At 44.4% G+C, this 21,506-nt stretch carries 15 protein-coding genes and 1 pseudogene; 11 read left to right on the top strand and 5 right to left on the bottom strand.

Going from position 1 to position 21,506, the window contains the following annotated elements; all coding sequences use genetic code 11:
* Nucleotides 1-31: 31 nt before the first annotated feature.
* Nucleotides 32-475, top strand: coding sequence for a DUF2000 domain-containing protein (locus tag B1L02_RS22875; protein ID WP_088533009.1), 444 nt, complete (start codon nt 32-34; stop codon nt 473-475).
* Nucleotides 476-527: 52 nt separating this feature from the next.
* Entirely contained in the window at nt 528-1,085 is a 558-nt protein-coding gene (locus B1L02_RS22870) for a hypothetical protein (RefSeq protein WP_088533008.1), read from the top strand.
* A 575-nt stretch (nt 1,086-1,660) separates the two neighbouring features.
* On the opposite strand, the gene B1L02_RS22865 is transcribed toward B1L02_RS22870, so the two are convergent.
* From B1L02_RS22865 to B1L02_RS22855, 3 genes are read right to left on the bottom strand one after another with little or no spacing between them, the layout of a single operon-like run.
* Entirely contained in the window at nt 1,661-3,436 is a 1,776-nt protein-coding gene (locus B1L02_RS22865) for an FAD-binding oxidoreductase (RefSeq protein WP_088533007.1), read from the bottom strand.
* Nucleotides 3,429-5,192, bottom strand: a complete 1,764-nt coding sequence (locus B1L02_RS22860) for an alpha-keto acid decarboxylase family protein (protein WP_088533006.1) — start codon at nt 5,190-5,192, stop codon at nt 3,429-3,431. Before B1L02_RS22860 ends, B1L02_RS22865 begins: the two co-directional genes overlap by 8 nt.
* Nucleotides 5,179-7,053 carry a flavin monoamine oxidase family protein gene (locus B1L02_RS22855; RefSeq protein ID WP_088533005.1) on the bottom strand — a complete coding sequence of 625 codons (1,875 nt, stop codon included), beginning with the start codon at nt 7,051-7,053 and terminating at the stop codon, nt 5,179-5,181. Before B1L02_RS22855 ends, B1L02_RS22860 begins: the two co-directional genes overlap by 14 nt.
* Before the next feature lie 635 nt (nt 7,054-7,688).
* On the opposite strand from B1L02_RS22855, the gene B1L02_RS22850 reads away from it, so the two are divergent.
* The 4 genes from B1L02_RS22850 to B1L02_RS22840 are packed head-to-tail and all read left to right on the top strand — an operon-like array spanning nt 7,689 to nt 11,159.
* On the top strand, nt 7,689-8,549 hold the full coding sequence (locus B1L02_RS22850) for a hypothetical protein (protein WP_088533004.1): 861 nt from the start codon (nt 7,689-7,691) through the stop codon (nt 8,547-8,549).
* A gap of 57 nt (nt 8,550-8,606) precedes the next feature.
* Nucleotides 8,607-9,815: a cysteine desulfurase family protein gene (locus tag B1L02_RS22845; RefSeq protein WP_088533003.1), complete on the top strand. Its 1,209-nt coding sequence runs from the start codon at nt 8,607-8,609 to the stop codon at nt 9,813-9,815.
* Between the two features lie 49 nt (nt 9,816-9,864).
* A complete protein-coding gene (locus B1L02_RS24860) occupies nt 9,865-10,104 on the top strand; it encodes a hypothetical protein (RefSeq protein ID WP_223192135.1) in 240 nt (79 codons plus the stop codon).
* A complete protein-coding gene (locus B1L02_RS22840) occupies nt 10,080-11,159 on the top strand; it encodes a pyridoxal phosphate-dependent aminotransferase (RefSeq protein WP_232003202.1) in 1,080 nt (359 codons plus the stop codon). The genes B1L02_RS24860 and B1L02_RS22840 overlap by 25 nt, the downstream gene beginning before the upstream one ends.
* A gap of 78 nt (nt 11,160-11,237) precedes the next feature.
* Here B1L02_RS22840 and cueR read toward each other — a convergent pair whose 3' ends face one another.
* Both cueR and B1L02_RS22830 read right to left on the bottom strand, forming a co-directional pair.
* Nucleotides 11,238-11,648 (bottom strand): Cu(I)-responsive transcriptional regulator, encoded by a 411-nt coding sequence (gene cueR, locus B1L02_RS22835; protein ID WP_010369762.1) that lies wholly within the window; start codon nt 11,646-11,648, stop codon nt 11,238-11,240.
* A 5-nt stretch (nt 11,649-11,653) separates the two neighbouring features.
* Nucleotides 11,654-14,032: a heavy metal translocating P-type ATPase gene (locus tag B1L02_RS22830; RefSeq protein ID WP_088533002.1), complete on the bottom strand. Its 2,379-nt coding sequence runs from the start codon at nt 14,030-14,032 to the stop codon at nt 11,654-11,656.
* A gap of 192 nt (nt 14,033-14,224) precedes the next feature.
* Between B1L02_RS22830 and B1L02_RS22825 the strand changes: the two genes are divergently transcribed.
* The 5 genes and pseudogenes from B1L02_RS22825 (at nt 14,225) to B1L02_RS22805 (ending at nt 21,264) form a co-directional block, all read left to right on the top strand.
* Nucleotides 14,225-14,440, top strand: a complete 216-nt coding sequence (locus tag B1L02_RS22825) for a heavy-metal-associated domain-containing protein (protein ID WP_223192138.1) — start codon at nt 14,225-14,227, stop codon at nt 14,438-14,440.
* Between the two features lie 300 nt (nt 14,441-14,740).
* A pseudogene (locus B1L02_RS22820) lies at nt 14,741-15,765 on the top strand (DUF4150 domain-containing protein).
* Nucleotides 15,762-19,607, top strand: coding sequence for a hypothetical protein (locus tag B1L02_RS22815; RefSeq protein ID WP_232003201.1), 3,846 nt, complete (start codon nt 15,762-15,764; stop codon nt 19,605-19,607). The pseudogene B1L02_RS22820 and the gene B1L02_RS22815 overlap by 4 nt, the downstream one beginning before the upstream one ends.
* 73 nt (nt 19,608-19,680) lie before the next feature.
* Entirely contained in the window at nt 19,681-20,628 is a 948-nt protein-coding gene (locus B1L02_RS22810) for a hypothetical protein (protein ID WP_088533001.1), read from the top strand.
* 33 nt (nt 20,629-20,661) lie between these two features.
* On the top strand, nt 20,662-21,264 hold the full coding sequence (locus B1L02_RS22805; RefSeq protein ID WP_088533000.1) for a hypothetical protein: 603 nt from the start codon (nt 20,662-20,664) through the stop codon (nt 21,262-21,264).
* Nucleotides 21,265-21,506 lie beyond the last annotated feature (242 nt).

Here is a 21,506-nt window from a genome sequence, read left to right as displayed (position 1 = left end):
TAAGCGCCACTTTTCTAACTCAAGGAAGCCTATGACTGATTTTTCCACTTTACCGGACGAGAACTCAAAGCGATTCGTTACTGTGCTCAATAAAAAAGTTGAACTTGGTCGACTTTTCAATGCGCTTGGCCATATGACCGCGGGGCTCGTTGACCAAATAGGTAATACTGATGAGCTCTGCTTTTTACCGTATCAAGACGCAGAGGGCGGTATTCACCCTTCCATCTCACACTATCCTTTTATTGTGCTTAAAGCGGATAACAGTAATAAAATTAGAAAGGTACGGGCAGAGCTTGAGGCTCGTAAAATTCCCTTTACCGACTTTACAAATACCATGATTGTTGGCACATCCGAACAGCAAGTAAAGGCCACCGCTGAAACACCAGAACAAGACTTAGAGTACTTTGGCATTTGCATGTTTGGCGATAGCACGGAGCTTAAAAAATTTACAGGGAAATTCAGCTTGTTTAAATAACCTGAGGCTTATTTTTGGTATTACTGATTTGGTTATTGTTTAGATTTAATTTATGAAACGATTTTCAAGTATTGCGCTGGTCATTGTTGTATTACTAGTCATCCTTAATATGAGTAATTTGCCTTGGGAATTAAGATTTGCGGCTCCTCAGCATAATTACCTTTTCGTTATGATACTGGCTATCACCTTACCCGCTTCAGTGTTGCTGTGGTCGTTATTTCGACGCACCAAGTTACTCAAAGTGTCTGGCTTCTTAGTCGCTTTGGCGGCAGCAGTGCCGAGTTTCATCGTATTCATCTTTGCCGCTGGTGATTATTCCGAGATAAAACGAAGCGGCGTCGACTACTCCTTTGCCGAACTTAATCGACTGAACGTCAATGACGATAGCTATGTGCTTTACCGAACCAACGGCGGTGCCACCACCTCATTTGGGTTAGTTCTACGCTTAGAGCGAGAAATCGGGTTTGGTATTCACGCGGTAAAGGTTGTTCATAGCAAATACAAAGCCGCAGAAGGTCAGTTGGAGTTAGTTTCAGAGAGCCAAATAAAAATGCAGATCCAACCTTACGATACGCAAGAACAAATGGAAGTGGTGGTGTTAGATATTTAAAATACTTTCTATCTCTATTGCGTGAAATACATGATAAAAGCAACAAGCTCGCTGTGTAAAACAGCTCCTACTCCGTAGTGAAAGCACACTTGTAGGAGGCGGTTTACCCGCCGAGGGTTTATGTGTTCCGACAGATACTCGTTAAAGAAACCATCCCTCTAACGTGAGCTCAAAGCCCGACATAAAAACAACAAGATCGCTGTGTAAAACAGCTCCTACTCCGTAGTGAAAGCACACTTGTAGGAGGCGGTTTACCCGCCGAGGGTTTATGTGTTCCGACAAATACTCGTTGAAGAATTTATCCCTCTAACCTAAGCCCAAAGCCCGACATAAAAACAACAAGATCGCTGTGTAAAACAGCTCCTACTCCGTAGTGAAAGCACACTTGTAGGAGGCGGTTTACCCGCCGAGGGTTTATGTGTTCCGACAAATACTCGTTGAAGAATTTATCCCTCTAACCTAAGCCCAAAGCCCGACATAAAAACAACAAGATCGCTGTGTAAAACAGCTCCTACCTCAAGGTGAAACCAAGCAAAAAGCCGATACTGGCTTTTTGCTCTTCACATTTAACACTGTTAAATAATTGTCTTACGGGTTCTAAGGCGATTAAAGTTGACGTAAACCTCTTCACCACAGTCTAATTTAACTGTGAAACCCGAATACTCCTCTTTGATTTCAATGAGTTTTTCGTAATTCTCTTGGAAGTAGATTTTCGTCGGGATGGATGCGTCTTTAAAGCTGATAAACGCGCCGTATGCACCTTCAATACAGGTGTCGCGGCTTACTTCAATCCAATCAAGTGCACGATTTACATAACGGTATACCGGATTTGCTTGACCAAGGCGTTTGCTATCGTAGCTGCCGTCGTATTGTAACTCGGTATTCCACCAAGTTTGGTATTGAATGGTGTACTGCGCAGTAGTATACGGGAAGGCAACACGGTCTTTCGCCTCATCTCGTGTATCTTCAGCATAAAACTCACCCGCTATCGCTCCTAAGGTGACATAACTAAATAGTCCAAGTGGGGCATTTTGCGCAAACAGTAAAGGCGATGTGAGTGAGCGTAATAGCGCTAACTTGCCTTGTTCGGTAAGGCCTGACTGTCGCACTAACTTTGAGGTAATTTTATGCGGCGCTGGGGCATCAAAATCTGGTGTAAATGGTTTACCATCTACACTTGCGGCAAGCGTCCCTTTTAACCCCAGTTTTTTAAGGTTAGCCAAGGAGTTTCGCGACCAGTCAGACATCAATGCTTCGCTATAATTTTGCTTAGTGTCCGTGCCTGTCACCTGTACTTTAGCTGCAGGAAAATACTGTTTAGCAAACTGAGTTAACTCCGCTTCTGAGCCTTGCCAATAACCATACATAGTGCTTGGATGCGTTAAGGTTTTTTCGTAACCCGGTGACTTTTCACATTCGCTAATATCCGGGATTGCGTTGATTTTTAGGTTAGTCCCAACTAAGTTCTCGGTACCCTTACCCGTGTCGTTAATCGCATCTTCCCACTGGCTGAGTAGCTGCCAAGTGGCTAAGTCCGTAGAGCCAACCGCCTCATTATTCCAGTTAATTTCAAAGCGGTGGATTTCTTCAGGCAGCTTAAAGGCTTTGACTCTAAACTCTGTCACAATCCCATAACTTAACGCCCCGCCTCCGCGCAGTGCCCATAAAATCTCCTTATTTTCGGTTTCAGAGACCTCGACTCTCGAACCATTTTGTAGAATAACGGTCGCACCAACCAGTGACTCACAGCACATCCCTTTCGCTCGCGTCCACGGGCCCCAACCACCGCCTTGAATATAGCCAGCTAACCCGACTGTGGCGCAAGTGCCGTGCGGAATGGTTAACGGCGGAATATCTTTATAGCCAGATGCGGCAAGCTTTGGGACTAATTGGTAAAAGCGATAGCCCGAGCCAATATGGGCAATATAGTCATCGCCTTGTTTCTCGATGGAGAAATCTTTTAAACCGCTTAAATCAAGTAGCACCACATCAGTGCCGGTGCACTCGCCTTCATGATCGTGACCGCCAGATCGCACTCGAATAGGTAAGTTAAATGCTATTGCTTCCTGATAGGCGCGCATTACATCATCGGTATTGTTACACATCACAATCACCGAGGGCGAAAACTGCAATCGTGTGTTAAAGATAAGCGCTTTAGCTTGATATTCTCTAAAGCGCTCCATCGAAGTATCCCCCGTTGGCAATAACGTAAGTAGCTGCTTTTCGGAAAAACCGTGTTTACTTTCTAACGCGAGTATAAATTCTTGTGTCGCACGCCAGTAGCGGTCAATACGCTTTTGTGCTTCGTCTAACTGAGATTCTGGGATAGGTTTATTGGATGGTTTAGGCATTATTGTTTCCTTGCGCTTTATTGTTTCCACATGGACAGTCGTCCACTTTTTTACCGGTAATGGCTTCGGCGAGATCTTGAATCGCAGGTGCGAGATCTTTCTTATCAATATTCACTTTAATGAGGTACGGCTTACATGGGTTTTCATGAAGCGTAGCAAAAACCCCATTTAGATCCGCGACGGTCTCTACATGCAAATATTCGACAAAATACGCATTCGCTAATGATTCATAGTCCCAACGATGAAGATCATCAAATGGTGCAAATGCGCCCGCAGGAGTAAACGCACAGATATCAACAAACGACTGCTCAATTGCATACACTTGGTTACTCATTACAAACACAGCAGTATTGAGTTTGTTATGACTAATGCTAGACAGTGTTTGGCACATCATCATAAACCCACCGTCGCCTGCAACCACAACACTACGTCGATGGTCAGCTAAGGCTGTGCCAAGTGAACAACCGGTTTCATGGCCTAACGACCCCCAAGCAGCATCACTAATAAAGCGGCTCTCTTCAATACCAGTTAAACGCGCCGCCATATAAAGCGATGAGCTTTCGCCCAAAATAAGATTGAAGTCACGCACCTTTTCGCATTGGGCTAGCTGCTTTTGGTATGTGCAAAAGAAGTTTTCGTAGGTGATGGCATCGCAATCTTGTACGGGACTGTTCAAATAGGGGTTTTCCGGCAACGGGCAAAGCGCACGATGCTGCATGGGGTAATGCTCAATATACACCGTTAAATCATCAATGAACTGCGCTAAATCAATACCACTAAAACGCTCGCAGTTACCAATTCTTGCTTCGCCCATATTCACGCGGATCAATTCGTTACCTTGTGTTTTTAACATGGTCAGGTAATCGTCGGTGAATATTGCCCCCAACGCTAAAATGCAATCTCGTTTGCTAACAAAATCAAACGTTTCAGGCCATGAAGCTTCACCCGCATAGGTGCCAACAAACAACGCCTTCCCAAGCCCTTGCGCCTCACTTAATACTGATTTGGCTAGCGTCGTCGTGGTATACGGAATATTGAGATTACAGAGCAAGTTTTCGACTTCCCTTTGTATGCCAAGCCGCGTAATTTCGATCCCTAATAACACCAGTGGCTTCTTAGCCTCTTTGAGTCGGTTGATTACTTTATCTAGTAAACTTGCCATCATCGCAGGATGAGATGCCGGTTTTGGGATCACTAAATGGCCATCTGGTTTATCACAAGCTGCGCCCCACACGTTTTGCCACGCTTCTAGATAAATAGGCCGCTTTTCACTCATGGCAAGGCTTAACGCATTATCAATAATCTCAGGAGCAGAAGCGGGATCCGAAAGAATTTCACTGGCAACAGTGACATTTTCAAACACCTTTTTATCAGCGCTATAGTCGCCGGTAGAGTGATGAAATAACGCGCCTGTTTCTTCAATATCTACACGATTTTCAGCCGACGGGCTTGCCGATATAACGACAACGGGGTTACGCTCGACGTAAGCGCCAGCAATCGCGTTTAATACACTAAACGTGCCCACGCCGTATTGCACCGACACTGCGCCAATTCCTCGGTATCTGGCATACCCTTCCGCTGCGTAGCCTGCTCCCAGTTCGGTTACATCGCCTACTGCGTCAATACCAGGAAAATTATCCAGAGCGGTCATAAATTCTTGCACATAGTCACCAGGCACTTGAAACACCTTATCAAGGCCCAACTGCTTTAGCCGCCACAGTAAATGGTCGGCAACCGTAAAGTTAGCGGTACTCATGATTAATACCTTGATAAGCAAACTCAGTGACTTTGTCTAGTGTCTTTGAACTGGCATTTGGCTGTTGCTCAGAATGTTGACATGAGCATCCACCTTTACGGCAATCTACTGGTAGGTAGTTATGGTGTGACTTAAGCCACTGTTCATACTGGGCTTTGTCTTTAGATAACCACTTAGGTGTAGGTAAAGCAAAAAACTCAGCCAATGTCGATTCAGCCGTATTTAGCGCGCCTTCCACCCAACCTTGTTCATAGGAGTACGCTTCGCCAACAATATAGATTTCTTCACTCGCGACAGGGTGGCGCATTCTGCACATGATCTCATCAAGACGGTAATTGGCTTTCCACTCATGCCAGCCACCACCATAAGGGTCATCTCCCCATTCTTGGTAGATTGCAGAATATGGCATTGGGAGCGCTTTTTGATTATGTAATGCTTGAATTTGGCGATGTGCCGCTTCCACCATCCCCGTGGTAATTTGATACTGATTTTTAGGTACTATCTCGTTTTCGGTATAGCCTTGTGCACCATAGGCTGGCATAAAGCCTGGGTAATGCTCGCCCTTTTCTAACCCTTTCCAGTAAGGGATGGTGCCAATATCATTGTAAGAAGCCATTAGCAGCGAGTTGGTATTAGGCTCACCATAGGTGTGCTCTTTTTTACACACCCGTTTGCCTTCGTCGTCTGTCCCGTATTTAAGGCATTCTTTTTGGTCGCATTCCGTGCCCATGTAATAGGTTTGACGGATTGGTAAGTCAGTGACAGAACGACCTGCAACAAGACCCAAACTGCGCCACCAAGGTTGCTCGTAAGCCATAAACATCTTAATCGCCTTTTGGATAAGTACAGACGGAATGTTTTCTTTTAACCAAGGGTCATCAAAGAACGGCGATTCAATTAGCTCAAGCGAGCGTCTTGGCATAGCCAAAATAAGCCGCTTCACTTTGACGCTATATGCGGGGGCATCTTTATCAACCACTTTCCCACTGCTATTCACTTGTGTTGGTTGAAAAGTGAGTACATAACGATACTCGCCACAATCATGCAGCTCAATTTTTGCGAGTCGATTTAGCATATTAACGCGTTTACTGCTTTCAAGGCAGCCTGGTGCCGCGGCAAACTCTTCACATAACTTCAGCGGTAACGCCTGAAAACCATCTTTGAGAGTCTTAAATACCGTATCATCGCTATATTCAGTAGCTGGCAACTGAGTAACCGCGCTGGCATTCGCGACATTAGCATCGTAGCCACCTGCTTCTTTCATAAAGAGGTATGCTTCATTACTCAATACATGCTCAAGCAGGTTCCAAAAGCCAAAGCGCCAAATTTCCTTGCCGAATACTTTGACTTTCATCTGCTCTGCAAGTGACATATCGGCAAAGCCCGGGCAGATGAGGTTCATGACTTTAACTTGAAGATCTTCGGGTCCATAACCTCGCTCTGATTCTTCAAGCTGGTATGGGATTTTGTCTGGGCATTCGGCGAAATCACGATATCTAAAATATTGCCCGCGTAGATAAAATAGGTTGTTTTCACTGCCCGCTTCAGGGGAGCATTCTCCATTTGATGGGTACAACGGCAGCTTTGAGCCCATTGGAAAGTCTTTGGTTTGGAGGTTTAGCTCCTCCACCAGCGTACTCACCATCACATGATCGTCCGGAATAAAGCGCATTCCGCCTAGCTCAGCCACAACGTTGGGTAACCCCGGAAGTGTACGACTATACAAGCGACCACCGATACGGTCACTATATTCAAATAAGCCTATGCGATGGGTATCGCCAAGTTCTTGTTGAAGGCGCCATGCACTATACACGCCCGATACACCGCCACCCACAATGGCAATATCTAGTTCTTTATTCATTTTACTATGCTCCTTTAGGCTATTACTCAAAAGCATATGTAAGGGTGATGATTTTAGCTATTACACCGAGTTACAACGGATTACAGAGACATTACAGCGAGTACAAAAACCACGTTTCACTAAATCAACATAGATATGTAACTCAAATGTTTTTAGCCAAAAACGCTTAGCTAATCGCGTTTGTTTTAATTAACGCAAATGCCGTGCAAACGGCAATGACTCAACTCGGTGAAGAAATCGGCATAGTCCTTCTGATTTCTTATTCCGCCTAAAAGATGTTTATTAATTAAACAAGCCACTTAGCATGATCTTGGTTTTCTTTTTCACCAATTAGCGCTGACTCGATTAAAACAATTGAAATGAATGATTCACAAAAAAACTTCTAAAAAACTCAACTTTTGCGAAAACAAACATTGACCTTACCACCGTGGCAATCTTTACAGTTATTTAACTTGGCAGATTCATCCTTAAGGTGAAGTTGACTTTTTATTAACCTCACTTTGTTAGTAGGGCATGGAAATTAATTACTTCGTGCGTTACCGCTTTGGCACATGCTTGTCGGTAAACAAACTAATTAGGCCGTTACTCAAAGGTATTAAACACCTTTAACACAACTACAGATAGAGACTAACGAAATGAAATTAAAAGAAAAAATGGTTGGAAAAGTAGAGCAAAAACTTCTAGAGATGATCCGCATGGATGTCGCTGAACACTATCCGACTGTCTCCGCCTTTTATCTAGAAGGTGGGCATTTTGATCCGCGTTATTCCGCTACTGAATTCTCAATCGATTCAATGGTAAAGGTGTTAAGTGTCGCGAACAACGCGATTCTAGAGCACAAGAAAAAACTTAAAGTAGTGCTTGGCGTGTTGATAGACGATCTAGGTTTGCAGTGTGGTAGTGAATCTTGTGATATTTCTGCATCCCCAGCAATGACCACCGACAGTCAAGGACTTGCGCCATTACCTGACGAGCTAGAAGTCGTATTAAGTGATTACAGCATTGTAAAGCGCGACCGCTTAGTACTTCAGGGGGAGCGCAATTGTAAAAACCGTGGTATCCAATCGTTACGTAAAATCATCTCGCAAGATTTAGCAAGTTTCCCACAATTGTCACTCGCAACGAGCAACGGTGTGACCAAAATTCTCTTCGAAAACAGTAAGGGAGTAGACATCGTTTTAGCTGAATCAAAAGATAAGGATATATGGACTGCAAAATGCCCGCTTATCATGGCGCAGCACTATAAAGATACATATCAAAAAGCACTGAAAATGAACCCTCAGGCAGGGGTATTCCACATTATGGACTTCTCTGAAATGGATGACTTTCACAAGGTCATGAATGGTACTGAAGTGGCGTTAGGACTTTTCCTACAAGACGAAAGCCTAGGCGACAATATCGTTAAGATCTCCAATATCTTCTTGTCTGACTTTGATATGGAAGATTATTCCATTAACACCCAAACCAGCACCCTAGCCGGAGCTTGCGAAGCGTAACGCAAGCACCTATCCGCTTCAATTTGCCTGTTGCCCCAATTTTATACGGAGATTTTTATGTCACTCATTACAGCACTAGAGAGTAAGTCCACCACTGAAGCGTCGCTACGCTTTCCTATCTATTTAGATCACAACGCCACAACGCCGTGCGACGAAGCAGTGTTACAAGCCATGTTACCTTACTTTTGTAACGACTTTGGTAATGCTGCGAGCATGTATGGTTTACATGGCTGGAACGCCCATAAAGCGGTCGAACAAGCCCGTGAAAAAATTGCAGACGCCCTTGGCGCACAACCTGAAAATTTTATCTTTACTTCTGGCGCGACTGAAAGCAACAACTTAGGGATCCGCGGCGTGTTTCGTGCTTGTAATCACAAAGGCAAGCACATTATTACTTCGTCGATTGAGCACCCTGCAACGCTTGCAACACTTAGAGATCTAGAACAGGAAGGCGCTCGCGTTTCTTATCTTGAGCCGTTACCTGATGGCAGCTTTGATATCGACGCAATGAAGGCCACAATCACGCCTGAAACAATTTTAATCACCGTGATGTACGCAAATAACGAAATTGGCACCATTAATCCAATCGAACACATTGCCTTTATTGCAAAGCAACATGGCATTCTATTTATGTCTGACGCCACACAAGCGCTTGGCAAGGTTGATATCAATCTAACCACTTGCCCTATTGATATTTTAACTTGCTCAGCACACAAAATTTATGGCCCTAAAGGGGTTGGCGGCCTGTATTTAAGACATCAGCATGGCAATAGAGTGGTTGATATTAGGCCGCAGATCACCGGTGGTGGAAGCGAGCAAGGGCTACGCGGTGGCACGTTAAATGTACCTGGCATTGTTGGTTTTGCCAAGGCAGTGGAACTTGCACAGCGAGAACTAAGCAATGGCGCAATTGACAAAGTTGAACAGCTAAGGGACAAGCTAGAAGATGGTTTATTGGAGCTACAACAGGTGCAAGTCAATGGCATGAGCGAAGAAAGACTCCCGCATGTTTGTAATGTCTCTTTTCATGACACCGACGGTAAAAAAATGCTGAGCTTATTAAAGAAGAGCATTTCGGTCAGTACTGGCTCAGCTTGTTCGTCAAGCAACCTATCGCCAAGCCACGTATTAACCGCACTTGGGCTATCGGATGAACTGGCACAGGCAACCATACGCTTTAGCCTAGGCAGGCATACTACAGAAGCCGAAATTGACTTCGCACTCAACAAGGTTAGAGAAGTCGCGGCGCTCACTTTACTTCTCTAAATAATACTAAATTATTCCCAATTAGATACTTAAGGAGAAAAATATAACAATGGAAAACTTATCGAATTTAGCCAATGCACTTGATTACTCGGACATTATTCACCTTGAGTTTTACGTGCAGGAGCAGCTTGCAAAGGGGAAGGTAATTTGTGATTTGATCATTGGAGATTTTGACACGCAACAATTTCCGATGCCCGACTACCTTACCGCACAGATCCAGCAAGCTTACGAGAATAAGCATAACGATTACCCCCACTTGAGGGGGTGTTATCACTTCGCGATGAAGTAGCAAAACAAACTAAAAAGCACTTTGACGTCAGCTACAACCCAGACACAGAGATGCTGATCTCTGGCGGTGCAAGGCCTTTGCTGTATTCTGCGATGCTCGCTACAGTGAGCGCAGATGACAAGGTGATCTACCCTGTTCCTTCTTGGAATAACATGTTTTACACCACTATGTGTGGTGGCAAGCACGTGCCAATTGAAACCAGCGTAGCAAATCAGTTTTTACCTACAGCGGAACAGCTTCAAGCGCATATATCTGACGCGCGCCTTATCACCTTATGCTCACCACAAAACCCGAACGGCTCTATGTTTTCAAAGCAACAGCTCAGTGAAATCTGCGACATGGTTGTCGCAGAAAACGCGCGCCGCAGAACTATAAACGCCAAACCACTCTATGTGATCTACGACCAAGTGTACTGGATGCTGACAATGCAAGAGGTTGAGCATTATCATCCAGCGTCGCTTTGCCCAGATATCAAGCCTTACTTAATAGTGGTTGATGCCGGCACCAAAGCTTTTGCCGCAACAGGTATTCGAGTTGGGTGGGCGACAGGCCCACACGAAGTGATAGCAAAAATGCAGGTGATCCAAGAACATATAGGTGCAATGGCCCCGACGGCAGAGCAACTTGCCACTGCGGTGTTATTTCAAAATGAAGCCTACCTACAAAGTTATTTAGCCGGCTTTAAAGAAAAAATACTAGCCTCAATGGCGGTACTGCATCAGGGTGTTCAGGATATGAAAAGCGCAGGCATGGCAATCGATTCATTTATACCAAATGCCGGCATTTATATGACCTTGAAGATCGACGCCATCAATATGGAAACACCCAACGGAAACGTACTCGAAAATGCAGATCAAGTTAGTCGTTATTTAATTGATAGCGCAGGGTTAGCACTGGTGCCATTCGCCAGCTTTGGCTGTCGCTCTAAAGCGTCACAGCTTTGGTATCGCGCTGCCGTTTGTACTATTTCACCGAGTGAAATTGAAACGGCGCTGCCAAGATTACAAAGTGCACTGCTCGCACTTACCCAGTCAAGACTATTACTTGAGGCTTAGCGCTATTCTGCACAACAAAAAAGCCAGTCTTCTTAATTGAAGACTGGCTTTTTAACGTTTGGTTATTCTAACCTTCAGCTATTTTAGGCTATTTTGGCAAAGCCCATCTAAAATTGGACAGTTTGCATTTTCGTCACCACTACAGTTGTCCGACAGTTGTTTCAAGGTCTCACGCATTTGCTGAAGTTCATTGATTTTATGCTCAATCTCATTCAAATGATGCTGCGCTATCGATTTGACTTCACGGCTAGTACGGTCTGGATTTTGTAACAAATCGAGTAAAGATTGGATCTGCGCAATAGGAAACCCTAGTTTTCGTGCTTGCTTTATCACACCTAGTAATTGTAATTGTTGCGAGTCGTACAGCCTGTAACCCGCTTCACTTCTTTTGCTGCACTTTAGTAGCCCGCTTGCCTCATAATGGCGGATCATTTTTGCAGAGAGTCCTGTACGCTGCGCGGCTTCACCGATTGTGATCAGTTTTTCCATGACGTTTACTCCTTTGGTTGCCAACGTTGCAATAACAACGCATTGCTAATGACTAGTAAACTACTGGCCGCCATCGCCGCACCTGCAAAAATAGGGTTAAGGTAACCCAGTGCTGCCAATGGAATGCCAATGACATTAAAGATAAATGCCCAAAATAGATTTTGCTTGATTTTGCGATAGGTTAATTTTGCCATCGCTAAAGCAGATGCCACTAAGCTTGGCTCGCCGCGCATCAGCGTCATTGCCGACGCGCTTACCGCCACTTCCGTACCGGTTGCCATTGCGATACCCAGATCAGCCTGTGCCAGCGCTGGGGCGTCATTGATCCCGTCGCCGACCATTGCCACACAGTAACCTTGCTGTTGGGCATTAGCAATATACTCAGCTTTGTGCTCTGGCAGTACTTGCGCTTTATAATCGTCCAGCTCCAGCAATTTAGCATTGTACTGTGCACTACTTTGGCTGTCTCCGGTCAACATTGCAACTTTAATTCCTTGCTGCTTAAGCTGTTTGACCGCGGTATAGGCATGAGCTTTAAGCTCGTCAGTAAAGTAGAATAGCGCCAAAAACTCGCAACTCAGTTCACTATTTTGGCTCACTAACCAAGATAAAGAAGCGCCGGGTATTTCTTCTGGTAGCGCAGGCAAGGTTAAGCCTAACTCTTGCATCCAAAAACCGCTCCCCAAATAGACTGTTTTATCTTGGTATTGTGCTTTAACGCCTCTACCCGCCACCACTTTAAAGTCGCTTACAGGAAGTAATGACAATTGCTTTTCTTGTGCCTTATTGACCACAGCCTTGGCAAGCGGGTGTTCGCTGTATTGCTGTAACGATGCCGCTAGCTGTAACACGTCGTTTTGATGATACGTAAAAGTGTGCATATTGCTAAGCTCAGGTTTGCCCACCGTAAGCGTGCCGGTTTTATCAAAAATTACCATATCGATGGTAGTTGCTTGCTCCAGTGCACCAGCATCTTTTACTAAGATCCCATAGCGCGCGGCAGTGCCAGTACCTGCCATAATCGCGGCTGGTGTTGCTAAACCAAGCGCACACGGGCAAGCAATAACAAGAACGGCCACTGCATTAAGAATACCCGTTGGCCAATCTCCCGTGCTGAGGCCCCATGCAAAAAATGTAATAAGCGCAATCACTAGTACTGCTGGTACAAATACCGCACTCACTTTATCCACCAACGCTTGCACTGGTGCTTTCGCGCCTTGTGCTTGCTCTACCAAGCGAATAATTTTGGCTAGGGTCGATTCCGCGCCAACACTGGTTGCATCCACTTCAAGCACGCCATCAAGATTCACCGAACCACCAGTCACTTTATCTGTTTGTGCTTTATAAACAGGCACGCTTTCACCGCTGATAAGCGCTTCATCTACCTGTGAGTGACCTTCAACTACAACGCCATCAACCGGTATACGCTCACCAGGTTTGATCAATAGTCGTTCGCCACTTTTTACTGCCCCAGCTGGGACTTCTCGCCAACTGTTATCACGCCAGACCATAGCCGATGTTGGCCTTAAGCTTTCAAGCGCTTTAAGGGCGCTGGTTGTACGCAGCTTGGCTCTGTGTTCAAGATACTTACCCAGCAGTACCAAGCTCAACACGGCACTGCTGCTTTCGAAGTATAAATGCGGAGCGCCATGCTCACCGCTGAATGTCCACCACAAATACACTGACAGACCATACGCTGCACTGGTGCCGATGGCCACCAGCAAATCCATATTCCCCGTTCCCGCTTTTATTGCTCCCCATCCAGCACGATAAAAACGCGCACCAAAATAAAACTGAACAGGTGTTGCCAGTGCCCATTGCATCCATGCAGGGAGCATCCAGTTTTGGTTAAACAACATGGCAAACATGGGTAACACCATAGGTAGAGTGAGCGTCAGTGACGCCACTGCCGGGAACCAATCAGCGCGATAAAAGGGAGTTGCTGCAACTTGTTCGTTTAACTCATCCGAGCCTGCTTGTGGCTGCACCACGGTGTAACCGGCGTCGTTAAGCTTGGCTTCTATTTCAGCGAACGGTAATTCTGCCACTAAAGTTAAGGTAAGCTTTTCAGTCGCTAAATTGACCTCGGCTTTAATTACCTGCGGTAATGCTTGCGCCGCCTTTTCCACTCGGTTCACACAAGACGCGCAAGTCATGCCTTTAACTTGATATTGCACTTCACTGGTATTGACCTTGTAACCTGCATCTTTTACCGCACTCACCAATGCCGACACTTCCGCACTGCCTTCAACAGACACCGCTTCCAAAGCTAAGTTAACACTGGCACTGACAACGCCAGACACTTTCTCTAAGGCTTTCTCAACTCGGCCAACGCACGAGGCGCATGTCATGCCCGATACATTAAATTTTATTACCTTGTCCATTTCTATCTCCGCAAACGCGTTAATTCTCATTGTTGGACACTAACCCTTACCCTCATGGTAAGGTCAAACAAGTTAGCGTTAAAACTGGCTGCTAGAGAGATATTAATTATCTGAAGCTCAGGTTAAATATTAGTTGACCTTACCATCAAGGGAAGCTTCACAGTGCAAACTCTTTAATCTACAAAGGAAATAATGATGTTAAGACTAAGAGTAGAAAAAATGGTCTGCGGTCACTGCGTAAAAGCAATCACAGAAGCAATGCAAGCGGCTGATAGCCAAGCGCAAGTGAATGTCCGCCTAGATGATAAAATCGTTGAAATTTCAAGCACCAAAGGAGAAGACGACGTTATCGCCATTATTCGTAATGCAGGCTATAGCGCAGAACTCATCAACGAAAGCTTTGCCTAACTCCCAGAAGTTATCAATCCAAGTCGACCCAAACCACTTTGCATTAGTAAGGTGGTTTATCCACTCACTTCCACCTTCATTGCCACTCGCACTTGCTTTATACAGCTCACGTTAATAAACGCTCACAATAATTCACACTTTGACAAAGCGCAGACAATGCGCAGACAATGCGCAGACAATGCGCAGACAATGCGCAGACAATGCGCAGACAATGCGCAGACAATGCGCAGACAATTACGCCGTTTGTATTAGATAAAGTCAATACAACTGCGACTAAAGGAATAATTTAAGGACAACACAATGAGCTTTATCGGCGCCGGTGCAGGCAACAAAGCCCAGAGCGTGCAATACAATGTCGACGCGCAAACTGCCAAATTACGAACCTCAGGTTCTGCTTCTTGGCGACACAACAATCCAGCCCTACTGCCATTAAATATCAGTGCAAAGCGAAATCAAGCGCTGGGACAAGCCTATCGTATTGCGATATTTCCCGACCGTGCTGCGGGAGAGCAAGCCTTTTTAGAAGAGATCGAAAGAGCTAAATACGGCGATTTAACTTAGGCCAAATGGTCAATGCGTTTATTCCTGACTACATAATCGACCCACCACAGTGGGATGAACAAAACCAAACGGCTGTTCTACCGCATATTGAGCCAATACCGGGGATGGATGTTAATCTGCCTATTAGCGACCCACAAGCATTCTTAGACTTAGTAACCCTTAAACTGGGTTGGCAAGTAGGAACTGAGAGTGATGTTGCCAGAGATTTTGAAGCCGAAGCCAGACAAGCGTCTATCGTGTCAAACGCGAACGTTCTCATTAACGGTAGAACCGCTGTGCATAGTGGCAGCGGCGGTGTGTTAAGCACAGTAGACGTTTGTTTGACTAAGATAGGCAAAGTGGTTTTGCCTATTCCCTACGGTAACATTGCTCGCTCATCAGACGCCGCAAGCGTTGCCAGCTCAGTAAAAATTCAAGGTAACGGTGCGGCCAATATCAAGTCTAACTTTTCAAAAAGTACGGGAGACCAACCCGGTAATAAAAAAGGTATCGCTAGTCGAACATTGGGTAAAAAAGCAGAGTTTCTGCAAGGCAGCTTTGATGTTTACATAGAGGGAAAACCGGCGGTTAGGCAGGGAGATTTAATGGTATCTAATAATAAAAATACGCCCCCTGCACCATTGAGCCAGCCCGGCGGTGCGACTCCTGCAGGCCTTGATGTAGTGCTTGGCGCAGAGCCATTAAACCAAGACGGTACGAATAAAATCAATATAAAAGTGTCGGGTAGTAGCAAACCTAGCGATGAAGAGGTGAAGATAGGATGAGCCACACTTTACCAACCAAAACCAATGCTAACAGTAATTTTAGAGAACTTGTTTTTGAGGGCTATGCAAGCGACAAAGAAGTGGTCTCTTTGATGCTCAAAGACACCTCGGTTGATGGCACAAAAGAAGGCTATTATAAGGTTCCCCTCTACACTTCAAACACGGTAGACCAACAAAGCAGCGATGCCGACATTGAGCTGGTACACATTTATCCATTTTTATACGACACGCCAGAGCAGCAACTACAATCAGCCTCTCCAGTAACCAGCGGATTTATCTATATTTATGTCGATGGCTATTTATGGCGTGAGCTACAAGTTATCGAACCTGAAGACTTTGACGCTCCGGCGCTATTCTCAGATGTGAATTTGTATTGGCAAAAAGGTTTTTTAAGTTGGAAAAAGTCGGCCAATAAGCCAAACTCACGACCGCAAGGCACGCGTGCAGCAACCTGTAAGCCAACCAGCAGCATTCTCGTCCCGCATAAACTAAATGGTAACGAAGTAAGCGTAGAAATTGCATGGTCTGAAGTGCAGTGGTCATGGGAGCAGATCTTGTTGTTTGGTGGTTTTAATGAACAGGATCCACGTTTAAATACCGGCACGCCACTCGCTGACGAAGAAAGACATTGCCCCACCCCAGGAGATGCAGCTGCGCTCAGAGCACAGCGCATGACTAAGCTGGATAACTTAGGGCAATTTGCTACAGGCTTTAACGACCAAGGCAAAGTAGTTAACACCCCCACACTTCATCAAAAACTGCACCTGCCAGAGCGCGATAAAATTGCCCAAGTGCCGATTTTTGACGGGATCCATGTGGCTCGAATGTATGTGGTGAAAATTCAAAGTTTGGTGGTTGAAATTGAAGCGCTTATGAACCACCTCTCTGGTGTAAACAGCGAAACAGGTGAAATCGACTATCAGCAACGTAATAAATACGAGCTTGCAGTTTACATGCTGCAAACTTTCTATCTGCAAACGGACGCCGTTTTAGATAAAGACATAGAAATACAGTCATCTGATGAAAAGCTAGTCGAATCGGATGAAGACGCCATCGACTTTGCCAACAAACTTAAAGAATGGCGAACAGAATGCTTAGATGAAGAGGCTTTTTTTGAGTTTTTGCAGGAAAAAACATTTCGAGAACTTGCTGAAAATATAGCGGAGCTCACTGATGAACTCATTAACTTTCTCGATCAAGAATCGTTAGCCGCTGGATTTACCGAGTGCTTTAAAGATTATGCGCATCAAACTGACTTAAGGTTTTTTGAAGCCTATGACTTACTCACCGATCTATTTTTGGTTTTGAAGCCCCACCCAGCAGCGCAAATAGCTCAAATTAACAGAGACAAAGAGTTTTGGCACATGCTAAGTAGCGGCCACCGAGGACAAGACTTTATTCTGCAATGTCTAGATCAACATCCAAGCAAACCAGGAAAAGAAATTGCGCAGTTTTTATTTCCAAAACCTACGGGAAATAAGCTAAGTGAATACGAAAAGCGTGACTTTAACCGCTTTGAGCTTAAGCTTACGAGCGCAAAAATCAAAAAGATCCATAAACAAGAGGAATTAATAGATTGGAATGAAGGAGAGCAATTAGGCAGGCGGCTTTCTCAGGTGATTTTTGGTTTAGCCGTTAGTGTATTTGAGATCCCCGATATCGCCCATAAACTTTCGAGTCACAAAGGGACGTTAGGTCAACAAAAATCTGCGACACAAGCAGCAACAAACGCAACTCAACAGCAGTATGAACAAACTCAAAAGGCACTGAAAGAGGCCGAACTTGCAAGAGATGAAGCGCTTGATGAGCTGACAAAAAAAGAAGCTGAGTATGAACAACGAAAGTCTGAACTATCGCGTTTGACTCCTGAAGAACATCAACTCAAAGCTGCAGAATTAGACGCAAAGATACAAGTTGAAAGAGCACGATTACAACGCCTTGAGACCAAGTTTGCAGCAGCAAAAGCGTCGGTTACACGAGCTCAAAGACAAGTTTCGACCTTCGTAAAGCTCAATAATGCATGGCACAAATACCCTTTTGCAAAATTGATTGATGCAAAAGCGGATGTATTACAGCCACTGATGCGATTAGTAGATATCTCAACACCCGGGCACCTTGTTGAAGTCGAAATGAGGGTCTCCGATTATATAAATGGTAACTTTCCTAAAGGTTACATGCCGCTTGACCCCAAATCTCGCCAGCTTTCTGCCGAGAAGCAAGTGAAAGAATTAAATCAGGTGATACGAGCGAACAGAAAGCGAAACGTCAATATAAAATACGGCGGCGCCAGCCATAAGGTGTCTCTGGAAGATGTTTTGAACTTGAATAAACGCCTTGAACTCCTAACCCAATCGTTAGACAGAGCGCAAACAACCACCTTTATTGAAAGTAAAGAGAAAGTCATTGCCTATTTGGTTAAAGCAACCGGCGCCGATTTGTCTGCTGAAGCCTCAGCAGCAAGGGCAAAACAAATTTATGATGACACGGTACAAAATGCAAAACACTATTCAACTGAGTTAGAAACCCAACACACCACTATCAAAAATCTCGCAGAGCGCACAGCAAACCTAGAGAAATGGCAAAATAAAGTTGTTACCGAGGCCGCATCCAGCCAGTCGCTAAAAAGAGGAATGGTGGGTGTATTAGGTGCTTTATATATCTTTGAAATTGCAAATGTGAGGCAGGTCGTTTCAAGTTATGATTTTAAATTTGATAGAAAATTTGCAGACTTAGTTGGAACCGCTTCTGATTTAGCTGCAATTCATTATTCAGTGCATTCTGCAATTACACAAATGCGGTCCGGTTTGCTAAGTCCACGACAATATGCCGCCTTTGAACACCATAGGCGTGTTTTTGGAAGTAATAGCGCACAACAAAAATATGGGCCAACCTTTTCGAGTAAAGCGTCGTTAATGAAATGGACGAGTAGATTAAATTTACTTGCCTCAGCATACAGTGCGACCATATCTGCTTTTGATGCTTACTATGCCTATAAGCGGGGCGATGTGTGGGCAACCACAGGAAACTTACTTGTGACAGCTGGTTTTGCGGGAATGGCAATAGATAGCCTACCTATGGTGTTGGCCAAATATTCTCGTGCTGCAGTTATGTTACAATTTGGCAGGTTGAGTATCTATGGTCTAATAGCAGTACTTATAGGCTACGGTGTACTCTATTTAATCCATAAAGATCCGCTCGAAAACTGGTTAACCGTCTGCCCTTGGGGTAAAAATGCCTTTGAAGGTGGCGAAAAAAAGCTACTAGCAGACAACCCAACCTATTCTTGGCAGGCTCACCCAGAATATGCTCTGCATGCACTTTATGACGCGCTATTTGCCCCATCTATTATGGCTGAATCCCAGGTGATGCAGCTCAACACCTTTTCACGTGTTGCTGATAAAATATCAAAACGTGGTAAATTTCATATCGTAAACTTTAATATGCAGGTTCCAGGGCATATTCCTGCATCTCAACTGGGTTATTTAGACCTAGAGTTCGATATTAAACCCGTAGCTTCCAATAAACCATGGCAATCTTTGCTAAGTACAGCGGCAAAGGGGCAAGCCTCCACCGCAATCGATCACTTCTGGGAACATGTCAAAATTACCGTTAGTCCTCAGTTTACCGGGTTTCAGTTACAATTCGACGAAACTGCGCTGTACCCTTATTTTGACAAGCTAAACTGCACAAAGTTAAAACTGCGTATGCGTTGTACAAAATACCCCTTGGTAAGGGGCAAACCATTAGCCCAAACTCGAGTCAAGAGTTTAGGCTACCAGCTCCAGAGCGCGATCAAGATGGCAATATTTCAGAAGCACGGCTTTGGAGTGAACAAACCGTAGAGGTAGAGATCGATGATTATGGTTTAAGTGCAGCTGGGTTGCTACAAAGGCTATTAAACTAAAAGGCCAAATAATGAGAGAAAAATTAAATCTAAAAACGTTTACAGTCCTATCTGCTATTTTACTCAAAAAAATAGTAAGTAAGGTAATGGAAACCGACGTAGCGCCCAAAGCACCGCTAGAGATAAAAGAGCATACGGAGGACAATTTACCACCCATTGATTTTGGTCGACCGGTGGAAGAGACCCCGTTACTACCAATAGCAGACTCTGTACCAAGACGTAAAAAAGTAAAGGGGGGATTTGAGCGAGTACCAGCTCAGTTAAACAGTCGATTCTTACTGTCGCAAAATAGCCTTATGGCCTCAAACAAAAGTATTAAGTTAGTGAGTGTTGACCTTGATCGTATCGATAAGCTTTCAAATGCAGCTTTTGCTTATATGGCAATATTAGTTGTGGCGATCTGCTATTGGAGTTATTTTCATAATCCTGATCCAAGATTTCTCTGGTTAGGTGGTACGCTCAGCGTACTCGCTACACTTATATTCATTCGTACTTCTCATATAAGACGCACTTCAGCTGAAGTACTCCGTGTTGATTTCTTTCGCCATAGTGGCCTTGTTACCTTTCCCATTGGTAACAATGTTAGTACCTTTTCGTTAGCGTTAGATGAGGTTGATTTGTATATCGGTAAAGTTTCCGCAGGTCGAGGGGTGCAGTTTAATATGGCCTATTTGGTACCAAAGCGCTACCCCAAACATCTTCGCCATCAACCTATGTACCCTGTCGACTGGGAGCCAAGAGACTTAGAAGATAGCATGGAGCTGTGGAGTGAAATCCATCGTTTTATGGATAACACACAAACTATACCTGCATCCTTTTACAAAGGCTGGCAAGAGGTAATCGAAAGCAGTGACTTTACGGAGCAAGATAAAATAATCATATTAGGTGAAGATTTAGTAAAACAAGCCCCCTTTTACGACCTAAAAAATAACCGCCCACTAGACAAAGAGTTTTGGTGATACTCGAATTAATCTCTATAACAAGGAGTTTTTGTGACAATAAAAAAGTTAATTAAGAAATGCGTTGAGCATATTCTAGATGAAGGAACGCCCACTCGTGCAATCAGTGATGTGAGTGCACCAAATCAACAACCCAAATATGGTCAAGCTTATCAACAACAGCCGCAACAAGTAATACGGAATGGTCAGCAAGTTACAATGACAAGATCTCAAGTTTCAATAACGCGAGAGCCCAACCCAGTCGCTGAATTTTTGATTAAAGCCATTGTTATTTTGATAAGCACCTTTGCAGTTGGTGCTTTATGTTTTGATGCATATTATTTAAATAAACGAGGCGACAATGCAGCAGTCGGCTTAATGATGGCAGCCGTTGGTGTGATGTATGGGTATCACTTTATTATGGCAAAGCTTGGCGATTACACTCAGCTTGTAAAGACATCCCGTTTTGTAGGATGGGGCTTAAATATAGCAGGTACGTTTTATAGCCTATTTATCTTTGCTGATTTGCTGTCTGACTTTCGCGGGCACTCAGAGGATCAAGTAGCCCTTATCATGGCTTTCATCAATATCGTTTTTATAGGATTTTTGTTCTTTCTAATCCATAAAATAAAGCAACCCACAAAGCAAAATGATTAAACCCTTTGCAATAGTAAGCCACCGCTTAAATCGGTGGCTTACTATTTTGAGCCTGTGCACATTCAGGAAACCTGATTTACTGACTCTTTTGCATTAACTTTAAATAGTTATTGTAAATATGGCTTACTTGCATTGTTGATTTACCTACACTTATATCATGGTAACTCAAGTTACTAATTACCTACCATTACATTTTGCACGTTAGTTCCACACTTTTCTAAGCGCTTAACAGCGTATGTTTA

Origin of the sequence: Pseudoalteromonas piscicida (assembly GCF_002208135.1) — a bacterium.
GTDB classification, from domain to species: domain Bacteria; phylum Pseudomonadota; class Gammaproteobacteria; order Enterobacterales; family Alteromonadaceae; genus Pseudoalteromonas; species Pseudoalteromonas piscicida_A.
Note: the sequence above shows the minus strand (reverse complement) of the source record. Positions and strands in the feature narration are given on the sequence as shown.

Excerpts from the sequence above, each read along its gene's own strand:
- B1L02_RS22870 (WP_088533008.1), top strand. The coding sequence starts at position 528 with ATGAAACGATTTTCAAGTATTGCGCTGGTCATTGTTGTATTACTAGTC.
- B1L02_RS22825 (WP_223192138.1), top strand. The coding sequence starts at position 14,225 with ATGATGTTAAGACTAAGAGTAGAAAAAATGGTCTGCGGTCACTGCGTA.
- B1L02_RS22875 (WP_088533009.1), top strand. The coding sequence starts at position 32 with ATGACTGATTTTTCCACTTTACCGGACGAGAACTCAAAGCGATTCGTT.
- B1L02_RS22810 (WP_088533001.1), top strand. The coding sequence starts at position 19,681 with ATGAGAGAAAAATTAAATCTAAAAACGTTTACAGTCCTATCTGCTATT.
- B1L02_RS22860 (WP_088533006.1), bottom strand. The coding sequence starts at position 5,192 with ATGAGTACCGCTAACTTTACGGTTGCCGACCATTTACTGTGGCGGCTA.
- B1L02_RS24860 (WP_223192135.1), top strand. The coding sequence starts at position 9,865 with ATGGAAAACTTATCGAATTTAGCCAATGCACTTGATTACTCGGACATT.
- B1L02_RS22830 (WP_088533002.1), bottom strand. The coding sequence starts at position 14,032 with ATGGACAAGGTAATAAAATTTAATGTATCGGGCATGACATGCGCCTCG.
- B1L02_RS22850 (WP_088533004.1), top strand. The coding sequence starts at position 7,689 with ATGAAATTAAAAGAAAAAATGGTTGGAAAAGTAGAGCAAAAACTTCTA.
- B1L02_RS22815 (WP_232003201.1), top strand. The coding sequence starts at position 15,762 with ATGAGCCACACTTTACCAACCAAAACCAATGCTAACAGTAATTTTAGA.
- B1L02_RS22865 (WP_088533007.1), bottom strand. The coding sequence starts at position 3,436 with ATGCCTAAACCATCCAATAAACCTATCCCAGAATCTCAGTTAGACGAA.
- B1L02_RS22845 (WP_088533003.1), top strand. The coding sequence starts at position 8,607 with ATGTCACTCATTACAGCACTAGAGAGTAAGTCCACCACTGAAGCGTCG.
- B1L02_RS22855 (WP_088533005.1), bottom strand. The coding sequence starts at position 7,053 with ATGAATAAAGAACTAGATATTGCCATTGTGGGTGGCGGTGTATCGGGC.
- cueR (WP_010369762.1), bottom strand. The coding sequence starts at position 11,648 with ATGGAAAAACTGATCACAATCGGTGAAGCCGCGCAGCGTACAGGACTC.